22 protein-coding genes, 1 tRNA gene and 2 pseudogenes are annotated in these 22,029 nt (G+C 56.8%); 14 read left to right on the top strand and 11 right to left on the bottom strand.

What is annotated here, in order from left to right; translation table 11 throughout:
* Positions 1-541: 541 nt before the first annotated feature.
* Positions 542-1,429, bottom strand: coding sequence for a Dyp-type peroxidase (locus KGA97_RS05160; RefSeq protein WP_192228319.1), 888 nt, complete (start codon positions 1,427-1,429; stop codon positions 542-544).
* A 186-nt stretch (positions 1,430-1,615) separates the two neighbouring features.
* Between KGA97_RS05160 and KGA97_RS05155 the strand changes: the two genes are divergently transcribed.
* Positions 1,616-3,241 (top strand): NADP-dependent glyceraldehyde-3-phosphate dehydrogenase, encoded by a 1,626-nt coding sequence (locus tag KGA97_RS05155; RefSeq protein ID WP_223414783.1) that lies wholly within the window; start codon positions 1,616-1,618, stop codon positions 3,239-3,241.
* Between the two features lie 68 nt (positions 3,242-3,309).
* Positions 3,310-4,329 carry an FUSC family protein gene (locus KGA97_RS05150; RefSeq protein WP_223480323.1) on the top strand — a complete coding sequence of 340 codons (1,020 nt, stop codon included), beginning with the start codon at positions 3,310-3,312 and terminating at the stop codon, positions 4,327-4,329.
* Here the strand turns inward: KGA97_RS05150 and KGA97_RS05145 are convergent, their stop codons facing one another.
* Positions 4,330-5,223: a DMT family transporter gene (locus KGA97_RS05145; RefSeq protein ID WP_223480322.1), complete on the bottom strand. Its 894-nt coding sequence runs from the start codon at positions 5,221-5,223 to the stop codon at positions 4,330-4,332. It lies immediately after the preceding gene.
* Positions 5,224-5,358: 135 nt separating this feature from the next.
* Here KGA97_RS05145 and KGA97_RS05140 point away from each other — a divergent pair, with 135 nt between their 5' ends.
* Positions 5,359-5,796: an Lrp/AsnC family transcriptional regulator gene (locus tag KGA97_RS05140; RefSeq protein ID WP_008028095.1), complete on the top strand. Its 438-nt coding sequence runs from the start codon at positions 5,359-5,361 to the stop codon at positions 5,794-5,796.
* Positions 5,797-5,861: 65 nt separating this feature from the next.
* On the opposite strand, the gene KGA97_RS05135 is transcribed toward KGA97_RS05140, so the two are convergent.
* A complete protein-coding gene (locus KGA97_RS05135) occupies positions 5,862-6,533 on the bottom strand; it encodes a Bax inhibitor-1/YccA family protein (RefSeq protein ID WP_007915443.1) in 672 nt (223 codons plus the stop codon).
* Between the two features lie 123 nt (positions 6,534-6,656).
* Here KGA97_RS05135 and KGA97_RS05130 point away from each other — a divergent pair.
* A tRNA-Ser gene (locus KGA97_RS05130) sits at positions 6,657-6,744 on the top strand.
* 708 nt (positions 6,745-7,452) lie between these two features.
* Here KGA97_RS05130 and KGA97_RS05125 read toward each other — a convergent pair.
* Positions 7,453-7,594, bottom strand: a pseudogene (locus tag KGA97_RS05125) (lysis protein); the annotation flags it as partial.
* Positions 7,595-7,870: 276 nt separating this feature from the next.
* Complete coding sequence (locus KGA97_RS05120) at positions 7,871-8,254, bottom strand: hypothetical protein (RefSeq protein WP_223480321.1); 384 nt, start codon at positions 8,252-8,254, stop codon at positions 7,871-7,873.
* Between the two features lie 425 nt (positions 8,255-8,679).
* Here KGA97_RS05120 and KGA97_RS05115 point away from each other — a divergent pair, with 425 nt between their 5' ends.
* On the top strand, positions 8,680-9,108 hold the full coding sequence (locus tag KGA97_RS05115) for a hypothetical protein (protein WP_223480320.1): 429 nt from the start codon (positions 8,680-8,682) through the stop codon (positions 9,106-9,108).
* Positions 9,109-9,434: 326 nt separating this feature from the next.
* The gene (locus KGA97_RS05110) at positions 9,435-9,896 is read left to right on the top strand and encodes a hypothetical protein (RefSeq protein WP_223480319.1); all 462 of its coding nucleotides are present in this window, start codon (positions 9,435-9,437) and stop codon (positions 9,894-9,896) included.
* 478 nt (positions 9,897-10,374) lie between these two features.
* Here KGA97_RS05110 and KGA97_RS05105 read toward each other — a convergent pair whose 3' ends face one another.
* On the bottom strand, positions 10,375-10,611 hold the full coding sequence (locus tag KGA97_RS05105; RefSeq protein WP_223480318.1) for a hypothetical protein: 237 nt from the start codon (positions 10,609-10,611) through the stop codon (positions 10,375-10,377).
* 83 nt (positions 10,612-10,694) lie between these two features.
* Between KGA97_RS05105 and KGA97_RS05100 the strand changes: the two genes are divergently transcribed.
* Both KGA97_RS05100 and KGA97_RS05095 read left to right on the top strand, forming a co-directional pair.
* Positions 10,695-11,060 (top strand): hypothetical protein, encoded by a 366-nt coding sequence (locus KGA97_RS05100; protein WP_223480317.1) that lies wholly within the window; start codon positions 10,695-10,697, stop codon positions 11,058-11,060.
* Complete coding sequence (locus tag KGA97_RS05095; RefSeq protein ID WP_223480316.1) at positions 11,057-11,437, top strand: ASCH domain-containing protein; 381 nt, start codon at positions 11,057-11,059, stop codon at positions 11,435-11,437. The genes KGA97_RS05100 and KGA97_RS05095 overlap by 4 nt, the downstream gene beginning before the upstream one ends.
* Before the next feature lie 55 nt (positions 11,438-11,492).
* On the opposite strand, the gene KGA97_RS05090 is transcribed toward KGA97_RS05095, so the two are convergent.
* Together KGA97_RS05090 and KGA97_RS05085 are read right to left on the bottom strand one after the other, a co-directional pair.
* Positions 11,493-11,636: a hypothetical protein gene (locus KGA97_RS05090; RefSeq protein ID WP_223480315.1), complete on the bottom strand. Its 144-nt coding sequence runs from the start codon at positions 11,634-11,636 to the stop codon at positions 11,493-11,495.
* Positions 11,637-11,911: 275 nt separating this feature from the next.
* A complete protein-coding gene (locus KGA97_RS05085; protein WP_223480314.1) occupies positions 11,912-12,157 on the bottom strand; it encodes a hypothetical protein in 246 nt (81 codons plus the stop codon).
* 745 nt (positions 12,158-12,902) lie between these two features.
* Between KGA97_RS05085 and KGA97_RS05080 the strand changes: the two are divergent.
* Positions 12,903-13,255 (top strand): annotated as a pseudogene (locus KGA97_RS05080) (hypothetical protein).
* Positions 13,256-13,295: 40 nt separating this feature from the next.
* On the opposite strand, the gene KGA97_RS05075 reads toward KGA97_RS05080, so the two are convergent.
* From KGA97_RS05075 to KGA97_RS05065, 3 genes are all read right to left on the bottom strand, one after another.
* Complete coding sequence (locus KGA97_RS05075; RefSeq protein ID WP_223480313.1) at positions 13,296-13,577, bottom strand: excalibur calcium-binding domain-containing protein; 282 nt, start codon at positions 13,575-13,577, stop codon at positions 13,296-13,298.
* An 815-nt stretch (positions 13,578-14,392) separates the two neighbouring features.
* The gene (locus KGA97_RS05070; RefSeq protein ID WP_223480312.1) at positions 14,393-16,192 is read right to left on the bottom strand and encodes a hypothetical protein; all 1,800 of its coding nucleotides are present in this window, start codon (positions 16,190-16,192) and stop codon (positions 14,393-14,395) included.
* An 829-nt stretch (positions 16,193-17,021) separates the two neighbouring features.
* Positions 17,022-17,573 carry a cytochrome b gene (locus KGA97_RS05065; RefSeq protein WP_223449402.1) on the bottom strand — a complete coding sequence of 184 codons (552 nt, stop codon included), beginning with the start codon at positions 17,571-17,573 and terminating at the stop codon, positions 17,022-17,024.
* A gap of 201 nt (positions 17,574-17,774) precedes the next feature.
* Here KGA97_RS05065 and KGA97_RS05060 point away from each other — a divergent pair, with 201 nt between their 5' ends.
* From KGA97_RS05060 to KGA97_RS05040, 5 genes are read left to right on the top strand one after another with little or no spacing between them, the layout of a single operon-like run.
* Entirely contained in the window at positions 17,775-18,452 is a 678-nt protein-coding gene (locus KGA97_RS05060) for a thermostable hemolysin (RefSeq protein ID WP_008028066.1), read from the top strand.
* The gene (locus KGA97_RS05055; protein ID WP_223480311.1) at positions 18,442-19,923 is read left to right on the top strand and encodes an AMP-binding protein; all 1,482 of its coding nucleotides are present in this window, start codon (positions 18,442-18,444) and stop codon (positions 19,921-19,923) included. Before KGA97_RS05060 ends, KGA97_RS05055 begins: the two co-directional genes overlap by 11 nt.
* Positions 19,920-20,594: a TenA family transcriptional regulator gene (locus KGA97_RS05050; protein ID WP_008028063.1), complete on the top strand. Its 675-nt coding sequence runs from the start codon at positions 19,920-19,922 to the stop codon at positions 20,592-20,594. Before KGA97_RS05055 ends, KGA97_RS05050 begins: the two co-directional genes overlap by 4 nt.
* Positions 20,581-21,387 carry an SDR family oxidoreductase gene (locus KGA97_RS05045; protein ID WP_008028061.1) on the top strand — a complete coding sequence of 269 codons (807 nt, stop codon included), beginning with the start codon at positions 20,581-20,583 and terminating at the stop codon, positions 21,385-21,387. Before KGA97_RS05050 ends, KGA97_RS05045 begins: the two co-directional genes overlap by 14 nt.
* The gene (locus KGA97_RS05040) at positions 21,384-22,028 is read left to right on the top strand and encodes a tetratricopeptide repeat protein (protein ID WP_223480310.1); all 645 of its coding nucleotides are present in this window, start codon (positions 21,384-21,386) and stop codon (positions 22,026-22,028) included. The genes KGA97_RS05045 and KGA97_RS05040 overlap by 4 nt, the downstream gene beginning before the upstream one ends.
* Position 22,029: the final 1 nt, after the last annotated feature.

Below are 22,029 nucleotides of genomic sequence, written 5' to 3'. Positions count from 1 at the left end.
GGATTGGCGTCAACCGAACATTCCCGGCACACCCACGCACTTGTAGGAGCCGGCTTGCCGGCGATGGCGTCCATGAAATCGCCTTCGCCGGCAAGCCTGGCTCCTACAGGATTGGCGTCAACCAAACACTCCCGGCACACCCACGCACTTGTAGGAGCCGGCTTGCTGGCGATGGCGTCCTTGAAATCGCCTTCGCCGGCAAGCCGTGCTCCTACGGGATTGGCGTCAACCGAACATTCCCGGCACGCATACGCACTTGTAGGAGCCGGCTTGCTGGCGATGGCGTCCTTGAAATCGCCTTCGCCGGCAAGCCGTGCTCCTACAGGATTGGCGTCATCCGAACTTTCCCGGCACGCATACGCACTTGTAGGAGCCGGCTGCCGGCGATGGCGTCCATGAAATCGCCTTCGCCGGCAAGCCGTGCTCCTACGGGATTGGCGTCAACCGAACATTCCCGGCACGCATGCGCACTTGTAGGAGCCGGCTTGCTGGCGATGGCGTCCTTGAAATCGCCATCACCGGTAAGCCGTGCGCCTACAGATCAACCAACGCGCAGTGCGCGCAAATCCAGTCGACCGTCCTTCAGCGGCGGGCACCAGTAGTAGCCGCCAGTGATCGGCCGACTGATACGGTACAAGCCGTCGGTGATGCCATCTTCCAGACCGCTCATGCGCCGCAATTGGGCTTCGAAGGCGTCGAGGGAGAAACCGAACGCAAGGAACATCAGACCGGCGCGATCACCTTCGATCCACGGCATCGAGCGGCGGACCACAAACGCTTCGGGGGCGAAGCTTTCCTGGGCGGTGCGTTTAACGTGGGCAGAGATCGGCGCGTCATCGATTTCTTCGTTATCGCTCAAGCGACGGCCCATGATGTTGTCCTTTTCTTCGGACGGCATCGCGTGGAAGCCCTTCAGGTCGTGCTGCCACTGCTGGATCGCGGCAAAGCTGCCACCGACCACACCGTCAGCGCCCTCACCGACCAGCGCGGCAGCCACGGCGGCTTCGTCGTGCGGGTTTTCGGTGCCGTCTTCGTAACCGGTCAGGTCGTGGCCGGTGAGGTGGCGGAACGTTTCGTTCATCTGCACCAGGCGCAGGGCCGGTGCCAGCGCGGCTTCGATGGCGGTGGCGCGATTGAGCAACTCGCCACGGTCGACACCATGCAACCAGCACCACAGCGCGTGCTGGGTCGACGGGTTGTCGACGCCGACGCCGGTCAGTGCCGGAAACGGCCGCAGCCCGTCGATCTGCACGTGCAGCGCCTTGACCAGGGATTCACCGAAACCGGCCACCGCCGACTTCCCGTCCACCAGCAGCATCAATTTGTCGAGCGCGGCCGGCAGAGCATCGACGGATTCCAGCGCGAAGAACATATGACGGGCTTGAGGTGGAACGGGGGTGGCGAGGATGCCCGGCTGGTAGTAACTCATATGAACTCCTTAATAAAGAGCATGAAGTTTACCCGCAGCGTCGGCCGTTGTGTGTTCTCAGGTCAAAAGATCGCCGGATCTTGACCCCGGCACTTAAAAAGTCGAGGCAATAAGGCGTATAACCTTTGAAGTGAATTCTGAACTGCAAGCCGCCAGCGCATGGCTTACATCACATGGAGTAGCGACATGACCACAGCACACATCCTCGGCAACCTGTTTCCCGACGCCAGCGACATTCCGGAAAAGTACCGTCTCGACGGCCAGACCGAGCAACGTGAATACCTGGTCGATGGCGAACTGAAAACCTGGGCTGGCCCCCTCGCCCAAGTCCGCAGCCCGGTGTACCTGACCGGCGAAAATGGCGACGAACAAGTGATCCTCGGCAGCACGCCGTTGCTCGATGCCGACACCGCGCTGACTGCCCTCGACGCCGCCGTCCGCGCCTATGACCGGGGCCAGGGTTTGTGGCCGACCATGCGCGTGGCCGAACGCATCCAGCACGTCGAAGCGTTTCTCGGGCGTATGCGCGAACAGCGCGAAGCCGTGGTCAAGTTGCTGATGTGGGAGATCGGCAAAAACCTCAAGGACTCGGAAAAAGAGTTCGACCGCACCTGCGACTACATCGTCGACACCATCAACGCCCTCAAGGAACTCGATCGCCGCTCCAGTCGTTTCGAGCTGGAACAGGACACGCTCGGGCAGATCCGCCGCGTACCGCTGGGCGTGGCGCTGTGCATGGGACCTTACAACTACCCGCTGAACGAAACCTTCACCACGCTGATTCCGGCGTTGATCATGGGCAACACCGTGGTGTTCAAACCGGCCAAGCTCGGCGTGCTGCTGATTCGTCCGCTGCTGGAAGCGTTCCGCGACAGCTTCCCGACCGGTGTGATCAACGTCATTTACGGCAGTGGCCGCGAGACGGTCAGCGCACTGATGGCCAGCGGCAAGATCGATATCTTCGCGTTCATCGGCACCAACAAGGCCGCCAGCGACCTGAAAAAACTCCATCCGAAACCGCACCGTTTGCGCGCAGCGTTGGGCCTGGATGCGAAAAACCCTGGCATCGTTTTGCCTGAGGTGGACCTGGACAACGCCGTGAACGAAGCGGTCACCGGTTCGCTGTCGTTCAATGGCCAGCGCTGCACCGCGCTGAAAATCCTCTTCGTCCACGAAGACGTGGTCGAGGCGTTCATCGACAAATTCAACGCCAAACTCGCCAGCCTCAAACCCGGCATGCCGTGGGAAAGCGGCGTAGCCCTGACGCCGCTGCCGGAGTCGGGCAAGGTCGATTATCTGCACGGGCTGGTCGCGGATGCCGTGAGCAAAGGTGCCCGTGTGGTCAACCCGAATGGCGGTGAGGCCCGCGCGTCCTTCTTCTATCCGGCGGTGTTGTTCCCGGTAACGCCGCAGATGCGCGTCTATCAGGAAGAACAGTTCGGCCCGGTGGTGCCAATCGTGCCTTACCGGCATCTGGACACAGTGATCGATTACGTCCTGGAATCGGACTTCGGCCAGCAACTGAGTATCTTCGGCACCAACCCGGTGGCGGTTGGCCGTCTGGTAGACACGTTCGCCAACCAGGTCGGGCGGATCAACCTCAACGCCCAGTGCCAGCGCGGCCCGGACACCTATCCGTTCAATGGTCGCAAGAACTCCGCCGAAGGCACGTTGTCGGTGCATGATGCGTTGCGGGTGTTCTCTATTCGCACGCTGGTCGCGACCAAGTTCCAGGAGACCAACAAGGACCTCATCAGCGAGATCATCAGCGGCCGCAGTTCGAGTTTCCTGACCACCGACTACATCTTCTGAGGACCACGAGCCTGAGCACCTTCAGAGCCCATCGACTACCACCACTGTTGCGCCGGGTACTGCGTCCGTTGCTGGACCCGTACCGGCGCTATCGCCACGCCAGATTGATTCACGCCGTGCGTGTATCGCTGGGGTTGCTGGCGACGATCCTGCTGACCACCGGCATCCACCTGCCCCACGGTGAGTGGGCGTCGGTGACGATGCTGGTGGTGATCGGCGGTTTGCAGCACCACGGCAACATCGGTAAAAAAGCCGCCGAGCGCGCCATCGGCACCTTGATCGGCGCCGGTGTCGGCCTGTTGCTGGTGGCGCAACAAGCCTGGCTCGGGATGCCGTGGCTGACCTATTTTGCGATGTCGGTGGTCTGCGGATTCTTCTCATACCATGCCATCGGCAAAGGCGGTTACACGGCGCTGCTGTCGGCGATCACCGTGTTTATCGTTGCCGGGCATGGCGATAATCCGGTGACCGACGGGCTGTGGCGCGGGGTGGATATCCTGATCGGCATTGCCCTGGCCCTGGCGTTTTCCTTTGCGCTGCCGCTGTACGCGGTTTACTCCTGGCGCTACAACCTGGCCGATGCGCTGCGTGATTGCGCGACGATTTACGGGCGCATCATCAATGGCCTGCCCGTGACCGATGACGAGCACGTGAAGTTGATGAATCGCCTGAACACGGTGATGGTGCAACAGCGATCGCTGATGCCGTCGGTGTCCAAGGAAGTGAAGATTTCCATGACCGAGCTCGATGCCATCCAGCGCCATTTGCGCATGTGTGTCAGCACCCTGGAAATCCTCGGCAATACCCGACCGGATGCCAATGACCCCGACGCCATGGCGCATCTGCAATCGGCGTTGAAAGCGGAGCATCGGCTGATTCGCGTGCAATGGGTGGGAATGGCGCGGGCGCTGAAATCCGGCGCGTCCCAGCGGCTGAATCGCCCCGTCGAACTGCCGGCGGATTCGAGCCTGGACGCACCGGTCTACAACCCGCTGGACGGCTACCGGCTATTGATCCGGCAGCTGGCCAGCAACATTGGCGAAATGCGCCAGCGCCTGGCCAAGACCGCGCCGCGCTGGAACATCTGATTATTGTGTAACTGTCCGCCGAAACTTCAGGCTCCAGCCTTGTTGCATGCCCGCGGCGGCCAGCAGAATCGCAGCGACACCTATCCATTGCAGCACTTCCAGACGATGACCGAAGGCAAACCAGTCGACGAAAATCGCCGCAATCGGGTAAATGAACGACAACGCACCGGTCAGTGCCGTCGGCAATTTCTGGATCGCGCCGTACAGCAACACGTACATCACGCCGGTGTGAACAATGCCGAGAGTCACCAGGCTGGCCCAGGCGCTCGGTGCTTGCGGCAACGCCGAGAAGTGCGCGAATGGCGCGAGCAACAACACGCCGGTGCTGACTTGAATCAGCGCAATCAGGTGCGGTGGCGTGCCGGTCAGGCGTTTGATGATCAATGCCGCAATCGCATAAAGGAAAGCGGCCCCAAGCGCCAGCGCGATCCCCATCAGGTAATCATTGCCGCCCTCGCCCTGTTGCCCGTGTGCGCTGACAATCGCCAGCATCCCCAGAAACGAAACGCCCAGCCAGAACAGTTTCTGCAAGGTGATTTTTTCGTTGAGGAACAGCGCGGCCAAGCCGACCAGCATGAACGGCTGAACGTTATACACCGCGGTGCCAATGGCAATCGAAGCGCGGGAGTAAGAAGCAAACAACAGCACCCAGTTGCCGACAATCGCCACGCCGCTGAGCACGGCCAGCAGGAACGTGGTGCGGGTCAGAATGCCGGGGCGCAGGAAGCCGAAAGCCGAGCAAATCAGCAACAAGGTGCCGGCGCCGAACACGCAACGCCAGAACACCACGTCCAGCACCGGTTGCCCGGACACCAGCACGAACCAGCCGATGGTCCCGGAAATCAGCATGGCGGCGGTCATCTCGAATGACCCGCGACGAAGTGTTTTGTCCATCATCAGACTCCTGTGATTGAGCCCAAAGTATGCCCATCCAACCGGGGGCTTCTCCAGCGCAAAAAGCAGGCTAAACTCGACATCTGCCTTTTTTATCAAGGCGGTTTCGATTAATTGCCTTACAGGGGTTGCGCCATGACTGACGATATCGACCAGGTGCTGATTACGGCGTTGATGGAAGACTCACGGCGTTCGCTCAAGGCGCTGGCAAACCTCAGCGGCCTGTCCTCACCGAGCGTCGCCGAGCGTTTGCGCCGCCTCGAAGAACGCGGCGTGCTCAAGGGCTACACCGTCGAGATTGATCCCAAGTGTTTCGGCTATCAACTCCAGGCCATCGTGCGTATCCGCCCGTTGCCGGGCCAGTTACAAGAGGTGGAGCGGCAAATCCAGGCGATTCCCGAATTCACCGAGTGCGACAAGGTCACCGGCGACGACTGCTTCATCGCCCGCCTGCACGTGCGCTCAATGGAACAGCTGGACACCCTCCTCGACCGCCTCAACACCCATGCAGAAACCAACACCGCCATCGTCAAGAAAACCCCGGTCAAACGCCGATTGCCGCCCATGGCGTAAGCCCTCAGCCAAATCGCAGGCAAGAAAAAACCCGCCGAAGCGGGTTTTTTACTCATGGACGACGATTAATCATCGCGGCTCATGATGCCGAAGATCTGCAACAAGCTGATGAACAGGTTGTAGATCGACACATACAGGCTGATGGTCGCCATGATGTAGTTGCGCTCGCCGCCGTGAATGATGGCGCTGGTCTGGAACAGAATGCAGACCGAGGAGAACAGCACAAAACCTGCGCTGATCGCCAGTTGCAGACCGCTGACCTGGAAGAAGAAGCTCGCCAGCGTCGCACCCAGCAGCACGAAGAAACCTGCGGTGATGAAGCCACCGAGGAAGCTCATGTCCTTACGGGTGATCAGCACGTAAGCCGACAGACCGCCAAACACCAGCGCCGTCATTGCGAAGGCCGAGCTCACTACTTCCGCGCCGCCCTGCATGCCCAGGTAACGGTTAAGGATCGGGCCGAGCAGGAAACCCATGAAACCGGTCAAGGCAAACGCCGACACCAGGCCCCACGCGGAATCACGGAGTTTGTTGGTTAGGAAGAAAAGGCCGTAGAAACCGATCAGCACCACGAAGATATTCGGGTAGCCGACGCGCATCTGCTGGGCGACGAACGCCATCACGCCGCTGAATGCGAGGGTGAGAGCGAGCAAGCCGTATGTGTTGCGCAGGACGCGGCTAACCTCTAGCTGCTCAGCCTGCACGCTGTTATTAACTGCGTAATCCTGTTCGCGCATGGCGACACTCCTGTTGGTTTGAAACGTTCAGTCGCAAAGATCATAACAGACGCTCTGTAACAAGCCATGCACAGAGTTTGACAGTGTGTTTCATTCAGGTATTATGGCGCCCGCAACGCAAACGGAGGTGTGGCCGAGTGGTTTAAGGCAACGGTCTTGAAAACCGTCGACTGTAACAGGTCCATGAGTTCGAATCCCATCGCCTCCGCCATCTTTATACGACAAAGCCCTGATTATTCAGGGCTTTGTCGTTTCTGGGGTTTGGAGAAATCAGCGCCGATGGGCAAGTGTTCCATAACTATTTGGGATGTGTTCCATAACTCAGCCCGTTTTGCCCTCCTCCGGCGTCCTGCCGACTGCGTTACTCCCCTATGGGTGTCATCACATTTCCGCTGCTACGCTGACCTTCTTTCATGGAGGAATCGCTTTGCCCACTTCAGATCTGCTCCCTTCCCTGCTCTACAAGATCAACGAAAACCAACTCGCCCTCTAGGCCGCCATCCTCGAACTGTCTAACTGGGTCGAGCAGCGAGGTGCCGCCAAAATTCGTAGGTTAGCGACCCATCTAGGTAGCCTTCCGCAACCGCAATGGATAGCTCGTTCAGCACTTCTTTCGGTGCAACACCGAACCTTTCGCAAATAGGAACAAGATCGCTCAGCGTTAAACCGTCTGCTTCCGCTGTCACCAACAGCTCATTGAGTTCGTTCCTCGGTAAAACCCTGATCATGAACTTCTTCCGGTTAGATGCGAAGGTAACGGCTGCGTCATTCATAAAGCTTCTGACGATAAAGTTGGCCGCACAGCGCTGCCATCAGTCAACGCCTTCCTCCATCAATGCTTCATGGTCGATCAACATCTTCTAAATGCAATGTCCGCTTTGGGTTGTGGATTCAACCGGTCGATAGCGGCCCTTCAGTCTTAACGAGACACTTCACGCGCATAGGCTTGGCACGCCGCCAAAGCGATCAGTCCTTGGTCGCCGGCATCGGTGATTCCGATAATTCGTTGAGCATGCGCTGGGTCAAGTTGGGGCGCGGGCTCCTCCATGAACCACGCTGCCGGGTTTGCCAGCGCTTTCTTCGGGTCGCCATTCGAGTACTGCATGGCCTCAATCTGGGCGCCCTGAAGACTGCTGTGCTGCTTGGCATAAGCACCGGCACGTTTATGGTGGAAAAGCGAGGAAACAGGGAGCCAGCCCCTGTAAAAACAGGCGCCTTCATCAACAAACACAGCATTCGATTCAAGCCGGTGACCGACGCCAGGTGTTATGCGGGTCACGGAGGAAAGCATCAATGATGCCCGTTCGAAGAGTGGGCTTTGGGATGCTGACCAGGTGCTACCGATTTTGCCGAGAGCTGATCAGCTGCTGGCACTTATCAGCCACCTGTGGATGGGCTTCAGCCACACGGGATAGCACTCGATACATCTGGAGCTCGTCCAGAAACGGGTAGACGTCGAGGTTAAGTGCGATCTGAACCTTGCGCAGGTTGGTGCCTTCTGCAAGCCAACGCTCAATAGTGCGAGTCATTGCCGAACCGTTGTCGTCTGTCTGCCAAGCCAGCAAGTCAAAGAGCTTGGCCACCTGTAGAGACGGGATCGACTCGGGGATATTGGCAAAAAGCCGATCAGCCAAATCTAGCTCACCAAATTCGGTCACGATTGCCTGCACAACATTGAAAGCCTCTATGTACTCCGGCTCGTGGCTTTCTAATGCGATCACGTCTAGCGCTCTAGCTACAACCTGGTGCATGTAAATTCCGTGCTCTAAGGAGAGATGCTGATGCTACCAGCCTCTGGTGTAACGGGCTCAACAACCAGCACCACGTCAGCCTGACGATAACTGCCCGAGCACCTGACTGGAGGTTCGTACCTGTGAAAGTCAGGCCGCGTCGGAGTGGACGTAGTGACAATACCAGCGCCGCGATTGCAAAGCGGAATGCTTCAGCGTCCACCCCGATGCGGACGAAACTGCGGCCTATAACCGCCCACCTGCATCAATCCTAGAATCGGTTGTTATCGAGCGCTGGCGAACTGAACACGGCCGTGGAACTCGGCGCCGGAGACTTTACCGGCATTTCTGCCAACTTGAGCTGATGATTACAATATGGTCGAATGAATATTGGCATTTTGCCAGGGAGAATTCAGGTGAAGCAGTACCGTGGGCTCATCATATTCATCGCGACAATGGTTTCAAGCTTCGTCCTTGTCCAAGTCTGGCACAAGAAAGCGGCTCCAGAGGAGAAGAAACAAGAACTGGAACGGCAGTATGATGGGATTGCGCACGTGATGAATGCCGACCCACCACCAATGCCGGACGACTCGATCCGCCTTGATCACATAAGATACGGTGACGGAGTCCTTCATATCCCGTTCACCCTCACGAAAGTGACGAAAAGCGAAATTGATGTTGATGCGTTCACCGTTGAGAGAAAAGAGCTACTAGTCACCGCCAGTTGTGGTGAAAAGGGGCTAGGCCCTTTTGTTAAATCAGGTCTGGTCGTCAACTACACCTTCAGCGACTCAAGCAACTTATCGATTGCCGACTTCAAGATCGGACAGTCCGACTGCCAATAAGCTCACACCCCTACCAAAGCCCGCCACTCTCGCGGGCTTTTTTTGTGCGCGCAGCCCCAGATACCTCCCCTCTTTTCCCATGACCGTATCGGAAGGTGCCAGACCAGTCTCACGGCTGGGTTTGGTCACCCGCGCCTGGCCTCTGGCCAATGCGGTTTGCGCCTCGGAGGCGACCATGGCAACCAGCTATGCAAACAGTGCGCAGGCCCGAGAGTGGGATACCGGGCGCGCATCGACCAGATCTATGCCTCCTACAACGAGTCGAACAAACGTCCCGCCATTACGGCGGCTGACCGCAAGGCGCTGCGGAAACTCGCGGAGGCGTTATGAGCAAACGGAAGGCAAACAACGGCTTCGCCCGCGCCGAACGAAGCTGCCGGGCATTAATGCGAACCAATCATGTCGCCGTCGTGAACATCGACCCGAGCGGCGCGCAGATCATGGCGAACTGGGAAAGCTGCCGGCAGATCCGGAGTTTGGCTATCGCCAACGCCCTATTCGACTTCGCCTACCACTGGACGATTTACCTCAGCGCCATGTGTCGAGACGAGCGCGGCGTTGAGTACGTCAAGTCGGTGGAGATATCACCGGAGGGCATCTACAAGGTCGAACGCCTCACCGATGCCTTCGAGCACTACTACCTGGAGCTGCGCGGCAGCTGCAACCCGAACCACATGGTCGATTCAGGCTGGATCGCCATTCCCGCGGAGGTATCGCTTGATGAGGCCCAGGCCGCAAAGCTGTTCTACGCCGCCGGCGCATGGTATCAGGTGAAGGTCGCAGCATGAGGCGCATCAACAAACAGGTGCGTCAGCGCCGACGACAGACATGGCTGGATATACCGGCCCACGGAATTGAAGAGGCAGGCCATGGCCAAGAGTGGACAAGAGAGATCGGCAAAGGCTGCCGAGAAGCGAATCCAGTACGACGAGAAGGAATTGCGACACCGAGTGAGTCTCGGCCCCCTACAGAAGCTTGATGACTTGATGGCCTGGAACGGCGTTACTCCGCTCAGCTAATTCCGGTTCCTGAGCCTCAAGAGTTTTTGCTGAAATCACATAGAACCCGGTGCATTCAGCCAGCTCATGAGCAAGATTGTTTACCGCTCGCTCGGGCTCATACGCAAATGCCGCACCAATCGGCAGTACCAGTACAAACGGAATATATCTGACCAAAGCTGAGCGTCCTTTCACTGCTTGTGTTGTTCGGGCATGGAAGACACCAGTAAAGCACAGCTGTAACTCCCTCCCCCTTCAAAGTCAGCCGCTATAGCGGATCAAATTCGCCTAGCTGCTCGCGGGCGTCCGAAATGGCGTACTCAAGCAATTCAAGCGGGACGTCTTGCTCGAACAGAGTTACCTCGAAACGCAACGTTTCATCGTTCCGAAATATCTCAAATACCGGCCCCTTCTCACCTCGCCAGCATTCCAGCGCCAAGCCGTCGTGACCTTCAACAACGCTTGAAGCACGACAGAACCGGTATTCGACTCCGTGTACGACCATATCGAACCTCCACCTAATGTTGGCGGCACGATACCTCTCCCCAAAGTGAAATTGAAAGCCGCTATAGCGGCAAAGGAACAGTCATGCCTGAAGAAACTGTTTTGATCCAGCCGCTACCGGTTGAACGCGATGTTGATGGCTGGTGGTCGCACCCCGCATACCTGTCGGAGTACGACGACGAAATAACCGAAGCCCAGTTCATGGAGTGGTGCCTGCGCAATCAGGTGGAAACGAAGATCACGTACATGGAAAGCGACGTTCCATTTGATGTGTTCGACGCCTACATGGATGACGGCCAGTGCGATTGCTCCAAGTGGGAGATTCAAGCCCCAGCCGAACCGGGCTGGTTCATTCTGTCGATCCACGACGCCGAAGACGGGCCAGTCTGCATCTGGGGTCGTCGCGCACTTCCAGTTCCGAAACTTCCCGGAGCACAGGAGGCGTCATGAAAGCGCTTTCAATTCGCCAGCCCTGGGCGTGGCTGATCATCCACGGCGGCAAGGACATCGAGAATCGGTCATGGCATACGAAGCACCGCGGCCGGTTCCTGGTGCATGCATCCAAAGGTATGACGCTGAAGGAGTACGCCGACGCAGCAGCCTTTGCGGATCTTGAATGTGGAGTGAAAATTCCACCATTCAATGATCTGCAGCGCGGCGGCATCATCGGCTCGGTGTTCTTGGCTGATAGCCGCGACAGCAGCTTGTCGCCCTGGTACATGGGCGAGAAGGCATTCCTACTGGTTGCGCCAGCGCCTCTACCCTTCGTGCCACTCAAGGGCCGGCTGAATTTCTTCGAAGTACCTGACGAACTGGTGACGCCATGATCGCCCTCGCCTGGTTCGCCTACGTGTACTGCTACAAGGGGCCGCGGTGATGACCTCAGGCTTGCTTCTTCCCCTTGGCCCATCCGCACACCATCAAAACCAAGCCGGGAATCCACAAGCCGGGCGCGGTGATGGCAAAACCACAAACGGCCAATGGTAGCCCTGTCAGAAACAACGGATTTCGTAACGCCTTTTCCATAGCAACCTCTCCTTAATGTCTCCCATTAAACCACAAGGCCTACCGGTGAACGGCGGGCTTGCACCTGGAAAAAGATCATGACCATCACTGCACCGGTCATCCGCTACCACAGCGCGAAGTTCCGGCTCGCTCCATGGGTGCTTCAACACTAAAACAGACCAGGTCCGCTTGATCGGAAACAGCGTTTATCCGGATGAGGCGGAAGCCTTGGTCGGCGCCAACGCCGCCGACATCATTGTTGTTTTACCAGCGCCTCGCAGCCTGACCCACTTGTTTCAAGATTTCGCTGAGCTGCGTTGAAACAGCATGGAGTAAGCGTAATAGCCAATATTGATCTCTGCGACTGCCATCACCCCAATTACGAAGCCAAACATAAAAGATAAAAATATAAAACCTGTCGCAATCACCCCTACAAACCATTTAAGGATTAGCAACACCTTTGGATCAAGCAACCGCATTTCATTCAGGACAAGCGCTAAGGCAACTCCTATTAACAAACCGACGACAATGCTTAAAAACATGGGTCAACTCCCTTTGGTTAAAGCCCGGGAGTTTACCCCAGGCCGCCCCCAATCTTATCACTCCACCGCCCGGGCATGACCCGGCATAGGACGCCCATGCCCACGCAGCGGCGGACCGATGTAAAAAGTCAATTATTCCGAAGCGATCGATGTCCTAGAACGACTCCCCAAGCTGCCAGATCGCTCTTTAGTGGCACGGTGCAATAAGGAAACGTTGTAATCGTAGGTCGATATCAACGGCACTGGCCCCTCGTTCCGAGCCATCCCGAGCCATTGCCTTGTTCGTTCAACGTCAAAGCATTCGTTCTTGAACTTCATCTTCGCAACAAGGTTTGCTGAGACCCTGAAGTGTCCACATCCGGCCGAGCATTTGACCTCGGACCAGCATCCTGTCGTGTGAACAATTTTAGAAACAGCTTGGCAAATTAAGCATTGCATGTCCGATCTCCATTTCGATGACCAACTCACTGTAGCCGAACACCGGCCAAGGCTCCTCCATGCCCATAGAAAACAAACCGGTCGAGCCTGGCTTTGACCTGAACACGCCAGATGGCGGACGCGGTTACATAGCCCACCTGTTCAAGACCGTGCTCAAGCATCACGACTATCGCCATTACATCAATGGATGGCGAGGACGGTTACTGCCGGGGCATCGTGTTTGCACTCGAAGATCTCGGCGTGCAGGTGAACCAATAATCGCCCTCGGCTAGTTCGCCTACGTGTACTGCTACAAGGGGCCGCACCGATGAAGGCTCGCATCGAAAAGAAGTTGAGCAAACGGCTCGTTCAATTGCACCCGACGCTGTATCGAAAGGCCTGGCCTGACGATGAGCACTCCGAACTGGCATACGACCAGAAGTCGAACGCCAGGCATTGCCTGAGCGTGGGAGGTGGAACCGATTATTGGGGTGACGGGCTGGATGCTTACACCACCTGGGCGGACTGGAAGATGAATTGGCCTTTCCATGGTCCGTTCGAGGAATACCCGCATGGGCATGACCTTGCTCACTACCCGAACGCGGAAGGCTTCAAGCCGACGACTCAAACCTGCTTAACCTGGCCGCCAAGTGCGAACTGGCATCCAAAGCAACAGCCTAACCCCTCTTCCACCTACCAGCCTGCTGCTGAACGGCGAATGTCACCGGCACCACTGCATCTCACAGGGGACTCCGTCATTGTCGCCATCCATTTTCATTCCTGGACAATTTTGCAGAAAGCTTTTGGCCTCTGCGCACGAGGTCATCTGCGAGCAGTATTTGCGCCCATCGCATTTGACTGGAGCCGAAACAGGCTTCGGCGCTGTCACGACCGTAGAGATGATTTGGGGCGTCGATAGCCGAGCCTCAGCCCAGGACTGTAATTCAGGGGAAAGTTTCCAAGCCAACAGACCAACAACAAGCACAACCAAAATCAGTTTCATCTTGATCCATCCATGATGAGAGACCGTTTGCGTTCTCACGTTGCCTGCTTTCCAGCGTAACCCACAAATTCATATACAGCCTGCCGGTTAACGCCGGGCGAGGATAACTATCGCGAGGAACACGGATAGGAATCAACGGCGCCTGCTGGAAAAGCAGAACGCCAAGCTGCCACCGAACCTTCAACACCAAAGGAGACATCACCGAGCGGGTTTACCGTCGCGTTGGCGCTATCGCCAAACCATCAAAATAGCCGAAAAAACAGTTCCATAACTCAAAGCAGGCCCCTTGTATTACGCGGTCTGTAGGGGTGCTGAAAAATGAAAGTAATGGAACGGAAAAACGCTACGAACATCGGCCCGCTTACGTCTTTGTATCGGTCTTGAAAAGCGTCGGCTGTAACAGGTCCATGAGTTCGAATCCCATCGCCTCCGCCATTTTCTTAGAAATCCTTGATTTTCAAGGATTTTTCAGGGCTGGCTAGCAAGGTAGACGCAACAGGCGTCACAAAGCTAACCGCAGTAACAGCCGAAAGGCCTAGAGCTGTAAATGCCCACAAAAAATCGATATCTAAGCCTAACGCGCAACGGAAAATACGTTTCCGAGCGCGCCGGCCTACGCCTATCGCTCGCCTTTTGCAGCGATCAGAGCTCAAAATCCCCCTTCAAATAGACAGCCGCTCAACTGGGGCCACAGGACGAGGGATATCCATGTTGTTGACCCTAGCTCTCTGCAGAGAAAGCGCCCCAAATAACAGGGCGTGCAGAACGCATCCGAATTTTAATACTAGAGAATCATCAGACTGATGACTTGCAATTCATTCCTTTTTACGAAGGCGACTGACAAATACAGCGTCGCTGGTAGTGAAGGTATTTTTTGCTCTCAGCCAGTCGGTGACTACGTTACCCGCTCTTGATTCGTTATCCAACATACGCTGGATAAACCAAACCGCGACCGGAATCCATACCGCCGTCGGGCCGGTAACCAATGCGGGCACTAGTGCCCCTGTCAATGTAAGCAAATCTCGTCTCTTTGCACCCCGCTCAATACGCTCTAATAATTGAACTTTATCATTGACGGCCGCCACATAACCCCCAACTGATTCAGCACTGAAATTATGATCTTTAAGCAATTTATTTAGACGATTGACGTCTTCCGCGCTGAAAGCAGCTACCACATCTTTAATAGGAGTATGTCCATCGAGAACAAGCAGATCCTCTACAACTACACCCATGTTCGAGGCCGTATCAATAATAGGCTGATGAGGTACGCCAGTGACAAAACTAGCGGCCAACATTACTATTTTTTCGACATTAAATCCGCTAGAACTCACAGGGCAATAATTAGCGTTAAGTGCAGTACCCCATTCAACAGAAGTTGAGCATGCCAAGACAACCGGATTTATATCTGTACCACTTTTTTCGGAAATTATTTCTGCCAGCAGCCGGCCTATACCGTGATGGAATCCTGCTCTGGCGCCCTGAGTTGAAAAATCCGTTTCTAAAGATGCCCAGCTCGAACCGAGGTATCTACGTACCGACTGCAGTTCGGAAAGACTAGGGTCGGTTTTGTTCGAGCTTAGCAGGTCAAGTAAATTGCGGCGTGCTTCATTATCTAGGGCAGGATACAACAAAGGATTCCTTTTACGACCCTCTGCGATAGTAGCCGCCGCAAGCTGCCTGTGAAGTACAAACTGGCTCTGATCGTGATCAAGCAACTTTGCAAGCATCGTCCGATCATAGAAATGGAGCTCGGCAGGCAGAACAACAATAACCCGCCCCGAGTTAATCAATTCAAGAAACTCGCGCTCTGAGATTGAGAAACTTTCAAGCAATCCCTCCAACCCTTTAAATGGAGGCGAAAGATATATCGTATTGTAAGTTGTTAAATAATTCCTAATATTGCTCGGCATTCCAAATGAACAGTCAATAAAGCACGCCGCTCGTTCCCGTTTAGTCGAGGGGATGTATTGCGAAGAATCAATCTGTTCGGTTGAAAATAACGATAACCGATCATCGAACCATTGCTGCTCACCTGATTCTTGCGCTGCAATGAGCTTAGATGGCCAACCTTTCAAGCGTTGATCAGTGAAGTAAAAGTCGGGTGTTTGGTATCCAGGAAAGCCCTCTGGATCAACCTTAAACTCCAGATCAATACTAATGCCAAGATTGGAAATTGCAATTTCTATAAGCTGCACTGACTCTTCATCGAGCTCAACCGGCGAAATAATGCGAAGAAGTGCTGGATGATCATCAATTTTGAAAATCGGAAACTTTCTAGGTAGCTGACGCCTTAGCTCAAGATGAAATTCTGACGTATTGAGAGGAGCGCCATTGAGCTGAGATAATTGCTCAGGTGTCCGAGCAGGTATGCGAACAGAATCCTTTGGCGGACTTTTTACCAGGTCAACTTGATAAGCGATAATACGACAATATTGATCAAACCATTCTTTCAATGGCAGCCCTTCGGATGACACTGCCTCATCTAGCGTAAAACATACGATAAAGTAGCTGCCATTTAAACACCAGAGCCCACCAAACTCTACTTGAGATTGATTTAATATTAGCCGCTCATATGAAGTCTGCGCATAACCCTTAGCAAAGCCGAACTTATCCATGGCATATATCCCTCGTTGTCAGCCAAAGCCGAGCATATCACGGCTTTCTGCTTAGTAAGGCGATTCGTCAAGACGCGATAGCGCACCGGCCAAAGGTAGTCTTCCAGGCAATCAAGCCTTGCCTGCGTCATAGCCGTACACCAACCTCCCTGCCACCACAACGGGCCGGTAGAGAAATCGGGTACCGAGCATTTATTGATAAGACTTTGTCATGGTCATTCCTGCTTTTACTTTGCCTGTAACAAAGAGAGTGGAAGTCCTGAGATAGCGAACAACTAATGATTTACCCAGACGACCGTCGGTGCTTGTGAGTTTACCAAAGTTTCCTTGATTAATAGTGCCTATTATTGATGAATCAGGACCGAAACTTACGGACAAAAAGTTCCCCAGAACTTGAATAGCAAAACTTGACGCGGAGTCCCGTACGTTCGCCAATCCTAGCGTCGATGAGGTATTTGTGGGGGGTGAGATATCGCTGATGGCATATTTCACGTTTACGTTTGATGCGCCTGCCCCGCAATCCAAATCGATAGAAAATGGGGATCCTCCAAGGAGTTCAGGGCTATTGGGGAATATGTCTGCACTCGGAGGCAGCCTGACCAAAACACTCACCGAGCAGTATGTTCGAACCGGGGATACTGAATGCCGGAGTAATAATCACACTTTCCTATGAGTGAAGTTAGTAGCCGTTGAGCCGTCTCAGATTGGTGTAAAACACGACACCGTGAGTCGAGACGGCCTATTCCATATTCAGAGCAGTATTGAACGATCCTCGCCATGCCCCTGAGAATCGTGAGCAATCGCCGTCAGGGTCAAGAGCGCACTGAATTCATGACCTGCTTCGTCCAGACAACATCCGGGCAAGGGTGTTATCACCGACCCAGTAATGATGGAACAGGCCAGCGAGCGCATGCAGGCCGATCAGCCAGTAGCCGCTGGTGCCAAGCCATTCGTGCCAGTACTTGAATCGCTTGGCCAGATCCGGATCCACCGACACCGGTGCCGACAGATAGAAGTCGAAATACGGCAAGGGCTTGCCCCCCGCAGCCAGCATCAACCAAGCCATCAGTGGCGTCACAATCATCAAGCCATACAGCGCCAGGTGCATCAGGTGTGACAGGCCGGTCTGCCAGGCCGGCGGGGTTGGAGTGATCGGCGGACGCGGCGTCAGACGCCCGAGCAGGCGAATCCAGACCAGAGCGAAAATGCTTATCCCGAACAGCCCATGCAACCCCAGGAACAGAGCTCGTGCGTTGCTGCCGCGTGGCAGCAGCCCTTTGATCTCAATGCACGCATACACGCCGACGAACAGCGCCAACATCAGCCAGTGCAGGGTGATCGACAGCTTTGCATAACGATCTGTGACTATCTCGCGGGTCATAAACACGCCTCATCAAAATTTAGGACGACTGCCGTGCGACAGCCTCTGAGCGGTTGCTTTGAACCGGCGGCACGCAGCCTGTCGGTCAAAACTTAAGACAATCTGAAGACCAGCGCTCAACGAACCTTTTTCCACCTTCAGACTTCGTTAAGAAATGCCTCGGATACTCCCCCCAAACTTATAGAGGGAGGCGTTCCGCCCATGCCCGATTTCGACTGGAACATTGCATTGCCGCTGCACTTCGGCCAGGCAGAAACGCCACAGATCGTCCTGTCCCGCGCCTTGCCGGGCGATGAACAGAGGCCGGTATTCGAGAACTTTATCCAGCAACGCTTTCGCAAGGTTCACGGTGCAGACATTCGTCATTTCATGCCGCAGTTGTTCGGCATAAGCAGCAGCGACGGCGAACTGTGCGCGGTCGCCGGGGTACGCCTGGGCCGTGACGAGCCGTTGTTTCTGGAGCGTTATCTGGACAAACCGATCCAGACATTGATCAGCGCCGTGGTAGAACGCCCGGTGGACCCTGCCGGCATTGTCGAGGTTGGCAATCTGGCCGCCACCGACACCGGCAATGCGCGGATGAGCATCATTGCCATTACCTATCTGCTGGCCATGGGCGGGCTGGAATGGGTGGCCTTCACCGGCAACATGGGCCTGGTCAACAGCTTTCACCGACTGGGCCTGAAACCGGTGACCCTCTGCGCCGCCGACCCGCAGCGACTGGGCGACGACCGGCACAGTTGGGGCAGCTACTACGAAAGCAAACCCTGGGTTCACGTCGGCAACATCCGCGCCGGCTTCATTCATTTGCGCAACATCGGTCTGTTCAGCCGGCTGGGCTTGCCATCGTCCCTTGACGGAGCCTGCCATGTCGCCTGAATGCCAACGATTCGAGCAGGCCTTGCGCAGCCATGCCGAGCACAAGAGCAACGTCATTGCCCTGTGGGGCGACACCCTGAAAATCGATTACGCCACGCTGTACGCTGAAGTGAAGTACCGCCAGCAACGTCTGCGCGATGAACAGGCAAGCGTCATCGCCCTGGCTCTGGACAACGGCGTCGAGGCCATACTCTGGGACTTGGCCGCGCTGTTCGAAGGCCTTACTTGCGTGACCTTGCCCCCCTTCTTCAGCCCCGCACAGCGTGCCCACTGCCTGGAACAGAGCCAGGCAGAACGAGTGATTGCCGAACCGGAATTCGAAGCCGAACTGCTCGTTGCCGGGTATGAGAAAAGCGCCGAGTTCTGGCGACGCCCGTTTGCCGGCCCGAGCCGAATGCTCCCCGGCACGGCCAAACTGACCTTCACCTCCGGCACCACCGGGACTCCCAAAGGCGTGTGCCTGAGTGCCGACAGCTTGTTGCGGGTAGCGCGGGAACTGGATCAGGCCAGCAAACCCACTGAACCACAGCATCACCTGGCGCTGTTGCCGCTGGCGATCCTGCTGGAGAACCTGGGCTGCTACGCCGCGCTCTACGCCGGTGCCACCCTGAGCCTGCCGAGCCAGAAAACCCTGGGCATCCGGGGCGCCAGCGGCGTCGACGTACCGCGCCTGCTCGGTTGCCTGGCCAGTCGTTCGCCCGAGAGCCTGATTCTGGTGCCGCAACTGCTGCTGATGCTGGTCAGCGCAACCGAACAGAACGCGTTCAATCCGCAAACACTGCGCTTTGCCGCCGTCGGTGGCGCGCGGGTCTCAAAGGACTTATTGCAACGCGCCCGGCATGTCGGCCTACCGGTCTATGAAGGTTACGGCCTGTCCGAATGCGCTTCGGTCGTCTGCCTCAATCGCCCCGCAGCGTACCGTGCAGGTAGCGTCGGCCGGCCCCTGCCCCACGTCGAAGTGAAACTGGCCGAAGACGGTGAGGTACTGATCAAGGGCTCGCTCTTGCTCGGTTACCTGGGTGAGCCGGCCTACACCGGCGAGTGGTGGCACAGCGGCGATCTCGGGGAGTTCGACGCGCAGGGTTTCCTCTTCCTCAACGGTCGCAAAAAGCATCAGTTCATCACCAGCTACGGGCGCAACGTCAACCCGGAATGGGTCGAAGCGGAACTCACCCAACGCCAACACATCGCCCAGGCTTTTGTGTATGGCGAGGCCCTGCCGCGAAATCACGCACTGCTGTGGCCCAACCGCCCGGACTGCACGGACGAACAACTGGCTGCTGCCGTCGCCGAAGCCAACAACGCGTTACCCGATTATGCGCAGGTGCATCACTGGACACGCCTGAATGAACCCTTCACTGCCGCCAATGGCCTGCTGACCGCCAATGGCCGCCCGCGCCGGGACGCCATCGTCGCGTTGTACCGCGCACAACTGACTGAATTTCCCCATTCCGAGGAGCCCGCATCATGACGTTTTTCGACACCCTGCAAGAAGCCACTCAACAAGAGCGCCACGAACTGTTCAACCTGCCGATCATCCTTGATGCGCTGCAAGGCCAGGTCAGTCTTGAAAGCTATCGGGCGTTTCTCGCTCAGGCGTACTACCACGTGCGCCATACCGTGCCGCTGATGATGGCGTGCGGCGCGCGCCTGCCCACACGCCTGGAATGGCTGCGCAAGGCGGTATGTGAATACATCGAGGATGAATACGGCCACGAACAATGGGTGCTCGACGACATAGCCGCCTGTGGAGGTGATCGCGAAGCGGTGCGCAACGGCCAGCCCTCGCTGCCGATTGAACTGATGGTCGGTTTTCTCTATGACCTGATTGCCCGGGGCAACCCGGTGGGGCTGTTCGGCATGGTCAACGTGCTGGAAGGCACCAGCATCGCCCTGGCGACTCACGCGGCGGGCAGCATCCGTGAGCACTTGGCCTTGCCGGAAAGCGCCTTCAGTTATTTGAGCTCCCACGGTTCGCTGGACATCGAGCACATGCAAACCTATCGCCGGCTCATGAATCAACTCGACGACAGCGCCGACCAGGCCGCCGTGATCCACGCCTCGAAAGTGGTGTACCGGCTTTACGCCGACATGTTCCGCGGTTTGCCGGGCCGCCTGGAAGTCCAACATGCAGCTGCATGAGGCCCGTGTGGTCCTGACCGGCGCGAGTGGCGGCATCGGCATGGAGATCGCCAGCGCACTGTGCGCCGCCGGTGCCCGGGTCCTGGCCGTGGCTCGTCACCAGGAGTCACTGCTGCCGCTGCTCGCGCGCTATCCGCAGAACATGCACTGGGTGGCCGCCGACCTGACGTTGCCCTTCGACCGGCACAAGGTACTGGCCGCCGTTGAGGCCATCGGTGGCATCAACCTGTTGATCAATGCCGCCGGCGTCAATCATTTCGCCATGCTGGAGCAGCTCGATGACAGCGACATCAACGCCATGTTGGCGGTCAACGTCAGTGCACCGATTTGCATGACCAAGCTGCTGTTGCCGCAGCTCAAGCAAGCCGACAGTGCCATGGTGGTGAATGTCGGCTCGACCTACGGTTCGATCGGCTACCCCGGTTATGCCAGTTACTGCGCCACCAAGTTTGCCCTGCGCGGTTTTTCCGAAGCCCTGCGCCGGGAACTGGCGGATACCCGGGTCAGTGTTCTGTACGTGGCACCCCGCGCCACCCGCACATCGATGAACAGCGCGGCGGCCCAAGCCCTGAACGATGCCCTCAAGGCCAATGTCGACGACCCGAAAACCGTGGCCTCGGCCGTCCTCCACGCCATCGCCGGCGACCACCGCGACCTTTACCTGGGCTGGCCGGAACGTTTTTTCGTGCGTCTCAACAGCCTGTTGCCCAACCTGGTGGATCGAGGCCTGCGCAAGCAATTGCCACTGATCCGCCGTCTGAGCCACAAACCCGAGAACGAGCAAAAACCATGAAAAAAATCTTTGCCTGCCTTTTGATAGGCGCCTTCAGCCAGATCGCCTGGGCCCTCGACAGCGCCGACCAGCAACGCCTCTCTGTCCTCCAGCAGAGTTGGGCGCACATTCAATACGAAATGCCGGAAAAACAACGCGAGCAAGCCTTCGAACAACTGGCCGCGCAAGCCTCCGCCTTCAGCCAGGAACGCCCGGCCGTGGCCGAAGCGTGGATCTGGAAAGGCATTGTCACCAGCAGTTGGGCCGGCGCCCAAGGCGGGCTCGGGGCATTGGGCAAAGCCAAAGACGCCAAGGCTGACCTGGAAAAATCCCTGACTCTGGACCCCAAAGCCCTGCAAGGCTCGGCTTACACCAGCCTCGGCGCACTGTATGACCGCGTACCCGGCTGGCCCATCGGTTTTGGTGATTCAGACAAGGCCGAACAACTGCTCAAGCTTGCCTTGCAGATGAACCCCAATGGCATCGACAGCCTGTACTTTTGGGGCGATCACCTTTACCGTCAAAAGCGCTACTCTGAGGCCAAGGCAGCGTTGCAAAAGGCGCTGCTGGCCGCCCCTCGCCCCAACCGCGAAACGGCCGATGCCGGGCGCCGCAAAGAGATCGAGACGTTGCTGGTGGACGTAAACAGAAAACTCGACTGAC

Origin of the sequence: Pseudomonas sp. BF-B-15 (assembly GCF_019946675.1) — a bacterium.
Lineage (GTDB): Bacteria > Pseudomonadota > Gammaproteobacteria > Pseudomonadales > Pseudomonadaceae > Aquipseudomonas > Aquipseudomonas migulae.
The sequence above is the reverse complement of the archived record's forward strand: the minus strand, read 5'-3'. Positions and strand labels throughout refer to the sequence as shown.